The organism is Paenibacillus sp. CB74 (assembly GCF_055687625.1).
On record NZ_CM146009.1, the window covers coordinates 4,172,747 to 4,186,087 of the forward strand.

Annotated in this window: 12 protein-coding genes and 1 pseudogene; 1 reads left to right on the forward strand and 12 read right to left on the reverse strand. The window is 43.1% G+C overall.

Annotation, left to right across the window (positions count from 1 at the left end; translation table 11 throughout):
• Nucleotides 1-2: 2 nt before the first annotated feature.
• The 11 genes and pseudogenes from ACX9NY_RS18570 to ACX9NY_RS18620 all read right to left on the reverse strand — a co-directional run bounded on the left by ACX9NY_RS18570 (nt 3) and on the right by ACX9NY_RS18620 (nt 8,917).
• The gene (locus ACX9NY_RS18570) at nt 3-1,139 is read right to left on the reverse strand and encodes a DNA cytosine methyltransferase (RefSeq protein WP_472474289.1); all 1,137 of its coding nucleotides are present in this window, start codon (nt 1,137-1,139) and stop codon (nt 3-5) included.
• Nucleotides 1,132-1,353 (reverse strand): helix-turn-helix domain-containing protein, encoded by a 222-nt coding sequence (locus tag ACX9NY_RS18575; protein WP_472474291.1) that lies wholly within the window; start codon nt 1,351-1,353, stop codon nt 1,132-1,134. Before ACX9NY_RS18575 ends, ACX9NY_RS18570 begins: the two co-directional genes overlap by 8 nt.
• A gap of 92 nt (nt 1,354-1,445) precedes the next feature.
• Nucleotides 1,446-2,711: pseudogene (locus ACX9NY_RS18580) on the reverse strand (DEAD/DEAH box helicase family protein); the annotation flags it as partial.
• 213 nt (nt 2,712-2,924) lie between these two features.
• A complete protein-coding gene (locus ACX9NY_RS18585; RefSeq protein ID WP_472474293.1) occupies nt 2,925-3,404 on the reverse strand; it encodes a hypothetical protein in 480 nt (159 codons plus the stop codon).
• A gap of 126 nt (nt 3,405-3,530) precedes the next feature.
• The gene (locus ACX9NY_RS18590) at nt 3,531-4,019 is read right to left on the reverse strand and encodes a hypothetical protein (RefSeq protein WP_472474295.1); all 489 of its coding nucleotides are present in this window, start codon (nt 4,017-4,019) and stop codon (nt 3,531-3,533) included.
• A gap of 110 nt (nt 4,020-4,129) precedes the next feature.
• Complete coding sequence (locus ACX9NY_RS18595; RefSeq protein WP_472474297.1) at nt 4,130-4,672, reverse strand: hypothetical protein; 543 nt, start codon at nt 4,670-4,672, stop codon at nt 4,130-4,132.
• 169 nt (nt 4,673-4,841) lie between these two features.
• Nucleotides 4,842-5,315 (reverse strand): hypothetical protein, encoded by a 474-nt coding sequence (locus tag ACX9NY_RS18600; RefSeq protein ID WP_472474299.1) that lies wholly within the window; start codon nt 5,313-5,315, stop codon nt 4,842-4,844.
• A complete protein-coding gene (locus ACX9NY_RS18605; protein ID WP_472474301.1) occupies nt 5,315-6,511 on the reverse strand; it encodes a WXG100 family type VII secretion target in 1,197 nt (398 codons plus the stop codon). Before ACX9NY_RS18605 ends, ACX9NY_RS18600 begins: the two co-directional genes overlap by 1 nt.
• Before the next feature lie 254 nt (nt 6,512-6,765).
• The gene (locus tag ACX9NY_RS18610) at nt 6,766-7,050 is read right to left on the reverse strand and encodes a DUF4183 domain-containing protein (RefSeq protein WP_339239900.1); all 285 of its coding nucleotides are present in this window, start codon (nt 7,048-7,050) and stop codon (nt 6,766-6,768) included.
• Between the two features lie 82 nt (nt 7,051-7,132).
• Nucleotides 7,133-8,182, reverse strand: a complete 1,050-nt coding sequence (locus ACX9NY_RS18615; RefSeq protein WP_472474303.1) for a DUF4183 domain-containing protein — start codon at nt 8,180-8,182, stop codon at nt 7,133-7,135.
• 261 nt (nt 8,183-8,443) lie between these two features.
• Nucleotides 8,444-8,917, reverse strand: a complete 474-nt coding sequence (locus tag ACX9NY_RS18620) for a DUF4362 domain-containing protein (protein WP_472474305.1) — start codon at nt 8,915-8,917, stop codon at nt 8,444-8,446.
• Between the two features lie 169 nt (nt 8,918-9,086).
• Here ACX9NY_RS18620 and ACX9NY_RS18625 point away from each other — a divergent pair, with 169 nt between their 5' ends.
• Entirely contained in the window at nt 9,087-9,536 is a 450-nt protein-coding gene (locus ACX9NY_RS18625; protein WP_472474307.1) for a hypothetical protein, read from the forward strand.
• 114 nt (nt 9,537-9,650) lie between these two features.
• On the opposite strand, the gene ACX9NY_RS18630 is transcribed toward ACX9NY_RS18625, so the two are convergent.
• Complete coding sequence (locus ACX9NY_RS18630) at nt 9,651-13,139, reverse strand: glycoside hydrolase family 2 TIM barrel-domain containing protein (protein ID WP_472474309.1); 3,489 nt, start codon at nt 13,137-13,139, stop codon at nt 9,651-9,653.
• Nucleotides 13,140-13,341: the final 202 nt, after the last annotated feature.

Here is a 13,341-nt window from a genome sequence, read left to right on the forward strand (position 1 = left end):
ATCTAAACATTTAATACAATTTGTTCGATATATTCCGAATTCATTTCCCCATCACAATAACCATTCTTAAGATGAGAAAGCATTGCCTCTCCTATAGCCTGTGATAACAATGGTGGTACAGCATTCCCAACTTGTCGGTTCTGTTGGGTCTTAGTTCCTAGAAACTCAAAATCATCAGGAAAAGACTGTAACCGGGCATTTTCACGAACAGTAGGTACACGATTCCATTTATAATGGAAATGATTTCTGTGACCAGTATCAATAGTTCTAGATGGTTTTTTACTATGGTAACGCGTCCAAGCTTCATTAAACTTTCGTGAAGCTCCTACACCTTCTGGAAGATCTTTGTAATTCCCTCCTTCAGGTACTTGACTTATTACCCACTTAACTTCATCAGTATGTTTTGTTGCTACATGATTATATATCTTTGTTGCTTTTTTTCGCATTAATCTTTGATATTCAGTTTTAGCTTCGCAATTGTATTCCATTACTTCTTCTCCCAATTCATTCTCCAATGAAGGTAAATCTGAGATAGCTTCCTTGGTTGATATATAATTCTCCTTATTTAAATATTCTTTAGGAAATTTGAAATAATCGTAATTCAATTCTTTCTTAAACCCTACAAAAAACATTCTTTTACGCATTTGCGGAACACCATAATCTGCAGCCAATAAAGGTTTATCAGTAACAGTAACTGCATACCCCATATCTTCAAAGGTGTTGACAATTTGCTGCTTAACTGCTCCTTTATATAGTGTAGCCATGCCAGGAACATTTTCAATTAAGAATGCTTTGGGTTGAAAGTACTCTACTGCATGAACAACTGCCACATACAATTTATTACGTGAATCATTAATATCTCGAGAGCCAGTCATTGAGAATCCTTGACAAGGTGGCCCTGCAATAATCACATCAACTTTTTCTCCTGATAGTTCTTTTTCTATATGTGAAATTGCTTCTTTTTCATTAAACAAATCTTCTTTCAAGGCTTTTGCTCCATGAATGTTATGAGCATAAGTTCTAAGTGCAGATTCATCAAAATCAATACCTGCTAATACCTTATAACCTGCTTGAACAAAACCCTGACTTAGTCCGCCTGCTCCTGAGAACAGATCAATTACATTATATCTTTCACTCATGAACAGCCACCTCTTCCTCTACATATTCAACAATATCACTAATATCACACTCTAAAGTATGACAAATGCGATTCAACACATCCATGCTTACATTTTGGTTTTTACTTAATCTTGATAAAGACGAATTTGTAATACCAGTTTTATCACGTAACTGAGTCTTATTTAAATCCTTATCAATTGCAAGCTTCCAAAGCTTATTATAAGAGAATGCCATAGAGCTATGTCCTTTCACTCAAGCGAAATATAATTCTACTTATATAGAATATCATTAGAACGTACGTTTGTAAATCAAGATTAATCTTGCCTGATGCTGTTAATACTAACAAACAAGTGGTCCAGTGCCTCCGCTCGATGATTCCCCACGTGCAGCTCACCAAAGTTCATATCCTTCAGGATATACCGGAACGTGTCCCGGCTTTGCTTCAAGATTTCTTCCCGATGGGCGACAAAAAGAAGCTTGGCTCCCGCATGGCTCGCACGGAATCTCTTATAGTCGAAGGCAGAGATGACCGTTTTGCCGACGCCTGTGGCGGCGACGATCAGATTGCGGTTTCGTCCGTACAGCGTACGCTCGGCGTGAAGCTGTTCCAACACTTCTTTTTGATAATCGTATGGCTGGATGTCGAGTTGAAAGTGGTTGGATTGATCTTTATTACGATTCAGAGCCGCCTTCAACTGTGCCTCATGTCCTTCATCTTCAGCTACATATCTCGTGAATTCGCGGTCATTCCAGTAGCTCTCGAAGGTCGCTTCAATCTTGCGCAACACGTCGAGTGAATCCTTCTCCGTCACCTTGAGGTTCCACTCCATACCACTGGTTAGCGCCGGGTTGGACAGGTTGGAAGAGCCGACATAGGCGGTGGTGAATCCAGTATCACGGTGGAAAATGTACGTTTTGGCGTGCAACCGTGTCGCTTTGGTATCATACGAAATCTGGATTTCCGTGTTAGGCAGTTTGCTAAGTTCAGTAATGGCCTTGAGGTCGGTTGCTTCCATATAAGTGGTCGTGATAATCCGCAGTTTCCCACCGCCCGCTGTGAATTGTTGAAGCTGTTCCAGTAGCAGGCGAAGCCCACTGAATTTGATAAATGACACCAGCCAATCGATCCGATCGGCGGTCATGATCTCCTTTTGCAACTCCAATAACATACTCGGTTCGGACTTTGCACCTGTGAATAAAGAGCTTTGGGAGATCGGCGTATCTGGACGAACGATTTGGGTATCCCGGACCGCACGAATGCTGTTCAGCTTGGAATACACATGGGTCAACACTTCCCCCTGCTCATCGAGTTGCAATTCGTTGTACTCTTCTTCCCCCAGTGTGCCTTTGAGCGTAGCAATAATCTCATTACACGTTCGGATCTGCGCCAACACTGCCGTCTTATCTTCCGTCTGTTCCCGTACAATCTTAAGCGCTCGCCGCGTCACCGCCGCCAAATACGTGGACAGCAGCTTACGCGCTTCCTCTGCATCCAGCTTCTCGGTCCCAATGTGATACACATCCGGGTCCAACGCCGAGATCTCCTGCCTGGTGATGGTGTTGATAAGCTGTTCATATATGCCTTGTTTCATGAATGTACCTCGTGTGGGTGTAGGATAGTTGTGGATCGTTCTCTATGTATATGGTGAGCTTATAGTTGTTTCTTCTATATTATCGACCAATCTGTGGAAGATTTCATTAATTGTTTGATTTCATGTGAAAAAGCACCTCTACTTTTGGTTTGGTAGAAGTGCTTTTCTATGAATACGATTTTGCGAAATATTAACCTAATGATCTACAGATTATTAAATATCAATCGGATCTTTCTCAACAAATTTTTCATACCAATTGTTTAATGGTAAATGTGCGACTTGTGTAATTTCTAGAGAGAGTGGTTTGATGGTAAAAGAGCCCCCCCGTTCAAAAAGTATAATTAAAGGTTCATATATGTCTAGATACTGGCTGATGCTCGGAGTATTTTCTGCGTACTTCGCCAACTGTAGGTAATATTCAAATATTCTTTTCACATATGAGTTTTGATTCAAATATTCAACAGCTTCCGAAATACAATAAGCTGAAATATCTAATTCATCTTCTTGATCTCCTAGCAGTTTCGCCACATTTGTAAATGCAGGTGGCATAGGCTTCAGCTGCTCCGTTTTATAAAATTGAGCAATTCTTCTGAGAAATTCATATCCGAGTTTAGTATCCTCATCAGAGATAATAGTACCTACTAAGGCCCAATTTATATTATTTAGTTTGGATACTGCATTTTCCAATAACATTCTGTTTCACCTCAACATTTAGTATTCAATCTTATTATCGTAGTACTTGCTAGTATCCTTTTTCCATAAAAATGCACCTCTACTTTTGGTTTGGTAGAAGTGCATTTAACATTATTTATCTGTAATTCAGTTGTGAGTTTTCGTAAAAACCGAATACTCGATATTCTCAAGGAGTTCTCCATAATGCGTCTGAAGCAATTCAAGATATGTTCCGTTGAACGTATACTTTCTGTTTTTGAAGAGAAATATCTCTTCTCCAGAAGTGTGATAGAATACGCCCTCTACTCTATGTGATTCTAATATAACGAATGAAATTTCATACATTGTTTTATAACATAATTCATATAGCTCGTTATTCTCCAATTCATAAGAAATCGTTTGTTGATAAATAAAATTCTCTTCTTGAAAGATCGTTTCATAAGATGCTGCTGGATGATCAAGCGGAAAGTTATTATCATAAGCAGTTACTTTCAATCCACCTCTTAGATCAAACTCATCAATGGACATTGAATTGTGTTTTCGGTTCATATAATTCACTTCAAATTTCTTACTTTCAATTAATTTTTTCAACCATAAAGGATCTTGTTTTCCATTCAACTTCAGTGAATATTCCATTATCTTTTCGCCTTTACTTTAATATAAAAAAGATGACATTCCCATTATTTCAATACTCCTCGACTATGTCTAATCCCTAGTAAAACCTCGTTATTTTCAAATGTATAAAACTAGACAATCTTTTCACTGCACCAATTCGGATCATATGGCATCTGACTTAATTTTAAAATATCATCAGCTGTGTAATACCACTCGGCATCATCAAACCATAAATAATCCTCGCCATTATCTTTAAAATACTCTACAACAAATCTAAAAATAAACTTGTACTCATGATTTATATTTTCAATATCTAAAGCCCAGAAGTAATTTTCGTCATGAGTAAGCCAAGTGAAACTATCGACTGAGTCTTCTTCTACTTGATTAACATTAAATGTGAAGTACTTTAAGTTGTCCTTTTTATCCATGTTTTTAAAAGTAAATTCATCAACTTCTGATAGTGTTCCCTCAGCTGATATGAAGAGATTCCCACGGTATTTATCTTTTATCAAAATACAAAATATATTCGCTTTTTGCGCTGCTTTCTTAAAATCTTCAATGGCTTTTTCAGGAGAATAGTTTTCAATCTTTTTCAAAAAAATCAAAGAACTCATCTCAAACAGCCCTCTTTCAACTTGTCGATTAGCTTTCCCTCTTTTTATCCCTTTGCTCATCTTTTAAATTCTTGACAGCTCAATCCTTCACCAGAAGTAGTTCCTCAATAATCATCGGTACATCTTCCTCTTCTACATCAACACCAATCGAGAAGATATTTATCCTTTTTTTCCAACATAGTATGGTAGAAGTGCTATATGCTTTATTTATAAGTTGTATATTTTTATTTCAAAGGCTTTTAGGATCCATGTAACACCAATTGTCATTGTAGGATACTTTTATCTTTTTCATATCATCCAAGCTATAAAACCAATCTTCCTCAATCCATGCTTTTGCATCGGGAAATTCATTCAAAAATAAAAAAAGAAATTTAAATAACAAATCTTCATTATCTTCAAAATCACCAGATACTACTGTTTTAAAGTAATCTATTTCTGGAGAATCCCATTCAAAATTAACAAGTTTATGAGGGTATGGTTCATCTGCTAGTCCAAACATCAGTTGTCTGTCAAAGCTATCTTTTAATGGAATATCACTAATGCAAAACTCACAATATTTTAATTTTGAGGCTTCATCAATCTTTTTCAAGTCATGACTATAAAATAATCCCTCCTTATTACATAACTCTTCTAAACGGAGTAATAATTTATTTATTTCGATACTTTCCCCACTTCTAAATACAACAGCTGCTGACGTTCCCATTATTTCAATACTCCTCCTAATTCATCTAGTGAATTTACAACAATAACACCTGAATTTTTAAGAGAATCCATATTCTCTTTTACGTATTTATTCGTCAAATCAATTGGCTTGTCAATATAGACAATAACTTCTTTCATTTCATGATTGAAAAACTTAGCATTGTCTGAATTAATATATTTATCTATCTGTTCCATGTCTAAGGCCGCTGTAGACTTTTTAACTTCAATAATTTGTTTACTAGTAACAACATCTAGATCTCCTGCAACCTCATTATTCGTAAGATTATTTGCTTTTAATGCAAATCCAAGTACTTCAATTCTTTGCTGAACATACTCCGCCACCCTTCCCTCTAGAGCTCTACCTGAGTTAGGACTCTTTAACGAACTTTCGATTGCGTTTGGTATATTTTTAGGATTCTGTTCAATCCAGCTAATCTTATTTCCTGATGGATTCGTGAACTCAACTTCTATCCCTTTATTTGTTCTAATCTTTACAGGTTCATTGAGAGTATACGGTCCCTCTCTTTTAACACCAGATCCACCCAGATCGGTATGCTTGTCATCCATCGAACGAAAGGCTTTCCCAAACAATACATACGCCAGAGCCTGCCCTGTCATCGCTCCACCGTAATATCCTGCCCCACTCTCATCAATCTGCTTCTTCTGGTCTTCTACAAATTGCTCTATATCAGACCTCGCCGTTCCCGTGCCCCAGGCGGTATCCCATGCAAATTGAATACCCCGCCCAACGTCTATAACTTTGCCTACGGTCATGGCATATGCCATACTGCCTAATGTACTGAACGGGTTATCGAAGAACGCTTCTGCTGTCTGCCCCATTCCCGTTATTGTTTCTCCTATGGATTTATCAAGCAGCCCTACAGCGAAATTGCGCTTCAGCTCTTCTGGAATGTACAACGCCACCTCGCCTGAGCCGTCCGTTGTTCTAAAGTTCTTTGCGATAAACGTAAACTCATTCTGGATCTTGTCCAACAGACCGAGTGTAGTCGGGAACACTTCTTTTGCCTGCATAAAATCCCAGAAGAAACGCTCTCCGGTCACACCCGACCAATCGGATTGCAACATATAGATCGATTTCTCCAGTTCCCAGACCATTCGCTCCAGTTCCTGTTTCTTCTGCTGGACCAATCGAGCTTTCTCGTCCAACACATCGGGATGTACCTGAATACGTTGCATCCTATCTTCACCGCCAACCTGACCATAGTTTATGTACCTAAATTTTAACAAGTGAGAGTGAGGATTGGAATCAAACGGAAGGATCATTTCCTCAGAGGTTATCCGGTAGTTGGGCAACATCCTTGGGTAACCATTTTTGCACATTAATGCATGAATGAATACTGTTATGTCGACAAGAGTCTTGTACAAAAAGAACGACTTCTATCTCAGATAGAAGTCGCACAAGTTAACGATACAGCATGATTACATCTTCATTAAGACACTACAAATTGTACAACAATTGGAGTCCCTGCATTTAATGCATCTCCACCAGGGATTGTAAGTGTAGTTGTCGTAGCCGAGGAAGTATCTGCTGTTTGCATAAGGCCATTAATATAAAGATTGTAATAGTTGAACGTACCGGGGAATGCCGTTGCAGCTACACCCGCATCATTTGTAAAAGCGGTCGCAGCAATCGCAAACGTTGCTCCAGTCCCGGTTCCGTCACCAATGGTTGCAGCAAATCTCAAACTGTTCTGAAATGGGGTCACGAGTGGCATGTTTCTCACCTCCTACCTGACATAGTATATGTGGTAGATTCGAACGCAGTGAGGGCAAAGGAACCGGTGAATAAAACCAATTTTAACCATTTATGATATTGGTTGTTATTATAATCATCTCGATAATAATAGGTGTCCCTGCAAAGATCACACCGTTTTGTGACGAAAAAAACAACCTATCCGCACTTACACTATATGAGTTTCCTGGTTGGACGACCCCGTTGATATAAAGATTGTTAAAGCTGTTAAGTCCAATCCCTGCAAATTGGGTTATGCTGTCGCCATCGTCATTAGTGAATGCTGTGGCAGGAATTATAACTGAGACCGACAAATCCAGATCGGTATCTGGAAAATAGAAGTAACGGTTTACCGTAGGAATGATTTCAATTCCGGGTATGGTGCCCGGCGGACCTTGCTCACCTGGGGGACCCGTTGGCCCTTGCGCTCCGGGAGTTCCCGGTTGACCCGGTTCACCCTGAGGGCCTACGGGGCCTTGCGCTCCGGGGAGCCCCGGTTGGCCCGGCTCGCCTTGAGGGCCTGCTGGACCCTGCACTCCGGGAACTCCTGGTTGACCTGGCTCACCTTGAGGACCTGCGGGACCCTGCGCTCCGGGAACTCCCGGTTGACCCGGCTCACCTTGAGGGCCTGCTGGACCCTGTACTCCGGGAACCCCCGGTTGACCCGGCTCACCTTGAGGACCTGCCGGGCCTTGCGCTCCGGGAACTCCCGGTTGACCCAGCCCACCTTGAGGGCCTGCGAGACCCTGCGCTCCGGGAATACCCGGTTGACCCGGCTCGCCGTGAGATCCCGCGGGACCTTGGGCGCCTGCAACCCCTTGCGTCCCGGGGAGACTAACCATCTTCAATTCATGTTGTCTTAACGGAGCGAGCAGTGGGGAAGGCTCACAACATACAGGATTGCTGCCTCCCCCTCTCGGTAATGCAATGACTTTTTTGTCACAGACCATTTTCTGTGATTTTACTGGACGCTTCAGGGAGCGGTACTTTCTTCGGCACACTTTACGAATCATCTTATATTTCCGTTTTCGTCGAATTTTGTTTTTGTATTTCAATCTAGCACGTCTGGGCCTTAATTTGTTGAGGGTAGCTGTCCTCTTGTTCAGATTCTTCAAAATAGTCACTCTCCTTAGGCCGATGCACACAGTGTGTATGCCCTATGTATATGTCAGTGGCACATTCGGAGAGTGTGCGAATAACTATGATGGAAGCCCATTAGCTCATAAGACCACAGTCCCTGCCATTAATTCTTTGCCTTGCCCATATGCTCCACGAACCTGGAACCGGTAATTCCGGTAGCACCTTTGGAGTATGCATCAGAACAGTGAGCTGCACCGAGTTTGCCAATCGTATATTCCATGGCCTCAAAGGTTCATTTACAACTTAGGCATCATAAAAGGGTTCTCTTCCTTCTCGCAACCAGTTAACACGTAAAACACATTCCCTTCCTCACTCTTCATCGTCCCGATCCCTGTGCAGGTGTCGGTCTTCACTCCGTGTTTGGAGCCATAAGCATCCCTTGAGTTATCGTAAGTCGATTGAATAGCTGAGCCATCGTATATCAATTCCTGGATAATAGCCCCACCTTCAATGGTATACATCGTTACACGAACCTGATCCTGCTGTTTTTTCTTCACATTTTTCATAAAAGTATTCCATGTATCCTTGTTCCGCATGCCTCCATGAAGCACAACCACATCCCCGCTTAGTTCCGCTTGCTCAGGGTTATGAGGCTCAATAATTTCTGGAAAAGGTTGCGTAATTCCGGAAGCATCCGTTGTTGGATCATTTGCTTCACAAGCAGTTAACAGCATTAAAGCTATCGATAGGATAAGCATACTTTTTCTCATTCCATCACCTCATGTATGAAACGGTTCAATCTTATCCTTTGTTGATCATTATTCTTATTTTTCCATTTCCCCGTAACCCTACTGCTGTTCAAAACGTTTAGAATCATAGAAATATAGATAACAGGAACGAAAATTTTAGTATTTTATCATTCAGTAGGAGGTGTATTTAATGACCTTAAAAACAATGCTTGGTGTAGCACTGGTTCTATCTGTACTCATATCCACCCATTCAGCCAATACAGCGGCTCTAGCTTCAACGAACGAACCGCAGTCAAACGGATTAGCCCATGAAATGGAGCGCTCCTCCCTAACATCTACATCTGTTCTGCTCATTGCCCCAACTCAACATGAAGGTCGTTCCGCATACAACGGCAGTTTCACAATGGTTGCTTCGAACGGGACACATGCCAACATATCAATTGAAAACAACAGCAACCACACGGTATATGTGAAGATGTATGTCAATGAAGTAAGTGAACCTATGGAGACATCTATCAGCAGAAGTAGTGATAAAACGATCAATCTGCTTGCATTACAAGACACGGATATTAAGTTGTACATTTATAGCCGAATAGGTCATCGCTTAGATCTCTCAGTTGAAGCAGAGCAGGTTCATTGATGTTTTCTTTTACACCTACATGTAAGAAAAACCCCTTCACGCAAGCGATTCATATCCACGTTTCCATGAACCGATGCCTGCTTGAAGGGGTTTTAAATTTAATTTACATCTTACTTACTTCTCGAAACGGAACCAGTCGAAGTCAAACTGACTTCCCGGCAAGAAGATGAAGATTACCTTTTGCACACCTGTCACGCGTTCAAGCTCAAACACCCGCTCCTCATATCCTTCGGATTGTGTGAACTCAACCAATTGGTTACTCTGTCCGTCCGCACCTGCGAAGCGGATATGAATCGTATTCTTATCTATTGGTGAATGGCCATGAATGACCAGCTTCGACGTGCCTTCTGCCGTAAAGTCCATGTTTTCGAACTCCAACGACACGTTGTTCCCGATACCTTCAACACGGTCTCCCTCAATGTTGAACGTATCTCCATAGAGATGGTCACAGGATACAGCTGCATTCCGTTCAAAAGCACGACTCTGGCGCTCAAACGAGAACCCTTTAATATGAATCTTCTGCTTCAACACAAAACAGATCGACGTAATCCCACTCAGGCGTTTGGACAGCTGATACGTCTCTTCCTGGTACACATTCCATTTGGATTCCTTGTCATACACGACATCTGCAATCATCGTACTGCCTTCTTCATCCGGCATGCCTTCCCAGATCTGAATGAAGTACTCTTCACTCGACAAGGCAAAGATCGGAATGGTGATCGTATCGGAACCATACGGACCAAAGTCGATATTGCGGAAGCCCACATGGGTCTCCCCGTCCCGACTTGTTGCTACACCGCGTTCATTCCCGTTACCAACCTCACCTTTGGTGTAATCATACAATCCGCCTGTGATGAAGCCGTATGGATCTTTGTAAGCTGTTCCGAGACCCTCCGCCTTGAATTCCAGCTGGGAGATGAGTTTTGTTTTGTCCGTACCATTCGTACTGGTAGCGCGAAGTCGGAACGCCCCGTCACCAATCGCAGATACTTTCACCGTATGTTGATTCTCTCCATTGCCATCCGTTCCCGCAGGAAGGACTTCCACCTTGGCTATGTTGGATTCAATGCCGCCATCATTGACAGCAGCCCACTCGATATCCCGATAGGACGTGTTCTCCGGATACAGCTTGACGGTTACGACCAACTCCGGGTTGGACGGATCGAGCAACTGTCCTGATTCGCTGATGATCTCGATTTTCCGCAAAGGAATCTCCTGAGCGTTACCCGTCAACACCGGACGTTCTTCATTAACCATGAAGACGGAATGCACTTCTTTTATATCACCATCGACATCCGTCGCACCCACAACCTGCACTTCATACTCAGCTGCGGCACCTTCCAATCCTTCCGAAGATACTTCAATACGTACCGTTCCAGCCTCATCCGTTGCCCCGATAATGGCCATCAGTTTACCGCTAAACAACCTTCTGCTGAGTCCTTTGTATGGATCATAGTCCGTGCTGTCCCCGTTATCCAGACCCAGTAATCGCCCGGCACCAGACACCTGAACCTGGACGCGGTTGTTGGCATTGTGCACCGGATTACCCGCTTCGTCTTCCACCGTAATTTCCACGAAAATCAGATCTGTGCTGCTCGCCTGTAACTGCTCCCGATCCGCCTGCAGACGAATCTTCTTCGCATCCGTAAAGGAGCGTTGTACATCGGTTGCAATCACAACACCGTTCTCATCATAAGCGATCGCCTTCAGCTCGCCCTCTTCATAAGGGACTTTCCACCAGCCAGATAGCTGTGTTCCATGCGCATGGTCAATATCGTAGGTGCCAATCGTCTTACCGTTAAGTTGCAGCTCAATCTTCGGCGCGTTGCTGCACACACGTACATCGATGATCTGACCCGGGTTGAAATCCCAATAAGGGAATAGGTGAACCATCGGATTTTTCTTATAATCTGTCCATGCCGCCTGGTAGATATAATAAGCGTCTTTCGGGAACGTTGCCGTGTCCAGCTGTCCAAAATACGAATTCTTCGTATGATACGGAGTCGGTTCACCAATATAGTCGAATCCGGTCCACAGGAATTGCCCCAGTGAGTACGGACGATCCCGCTCAGCCAAAATGCAATATTCTGCCGACTTCGCGCCCCAGCTTGTCGTGCTGTTCCCGAGTGCCGAGCACTGCTCGTCATCATCAGCCAGGATCGGCTGTTCGAACGGGAAGTGATAGATGCCACGACTTTGCACCACTGATGAGGTCTCACTGCCATAGATGATCCAGTCCGGATGTTCTGCATGATGCTGATCATAGTATTTTTCCGCGTAGTTGTAGCCTGCCAGCTTTACGATATCCGCACATTTCTGTGCATTTTCCCAAGGCATGTAGTTGGAGCCAATCGTCACGCCCGCATTGCCTTTTGGATCAAATTCCAGCACATAATCCATCAGCATCCGAGTCACTTCCTGGCCGCGCTCATCCGCATGGGTGTCATAGATTTCGTTCCCGATACTCCACATGATCAGACTGACGTGATTACGATCGCGTTTCACCCAGCTCTTCACGTCCGTATGCGCCCACTCCGGGAAAAACCTCGCATAGTCATATGGCGTTTTGGCCCGTTCCCACATATCGAAGGCTTCAGATACCACGAGCATACCCATCTCGTCCGCAAGTTCCATGTACTCTTTGGCTGGCATATTATGCGCAGTTCGGATGGCGTTAACGCCCATTTCTTTGAGCAAAACGAATCTTCTACGCAATGCCGTCAGGTTAAATGCCGCTCCCAATGCCCCGAGATCATGGTGTTCACACACACCGTTCATCTTCGTATGGACCCCATTCAGATAGAAACCTTCACTCGAATCCAGCTTAACGTCCTTGAATCCAATACGTTGGGATACCGACTCAATGATCTTCTCACTCTGATCTTCCGAGATCAGTTTCAGTTCCGTGACCAGCTCATACAGATGTGGTGCATCCGGGCTCCACAGGTTTGGATTCTTCACAATGATCTGTTGGCTATCTGCCGATACCACCGCATTCTCACCCACCGAAGCCGTAACATTCGCTTGGCTGGATGCCACCACTTGACCTTCATACCGGATCGTATGCACCAGCTCTGCCTGCTGATTCTGCTCCAGGTTCAGTTCCGTATCCACTTCCACCTGCCAGCCATCCGGCTGCTGCTTGATAGATACATACGTTCCATCCGTCACAATATGGTTGCGGTCCCTTGTCTTTAGCCACACGTTGCGATAGATTCCAGCCCCGGAATACCATCTGCTGTTCGGGCTCTGATGCACCACTTTGACCACAATCTCATTGTCGCCTTCCACCAGTGCATTCGTGATCTCATGTTCAAAAGCAGAATATCCATACTTCCACTCCCCAACCAACTGCCCGTTCACATACACGGACGAATCCATGTATACGCCATCAAAACAGAGCAATAGCTGCTGCTCATCCTTCGAGTAATGAAACGTTTTGCGATACCATCCAATGCTATCCTCGTACAGTTCGAGCGTATTATATATCAGCCAATCATGGGGAAGCTCCACAGGTTCATACACCAGACCCGCAGGTTCCGTAACATCCAGTTTGCTTTTCGCAAATTGCCATCCATCATTAAAAAGCCTCTTCTGATTCATCGTAGATTCTCACTTTCTTGAAGTAAATTATGATTGCGGTTACAACAGTTGATATCGATTTTTACGAAAACCTTTTCGGTAATGCTAATTATGACTATAACACATAACCCGATTATACCATCAGTCTCTTTCCTGTAACTCCATTCCATAAGATTTTTTAGCCAGATTGTTGAACGTTTTAATCCCCTCCAAGCATTTCAAC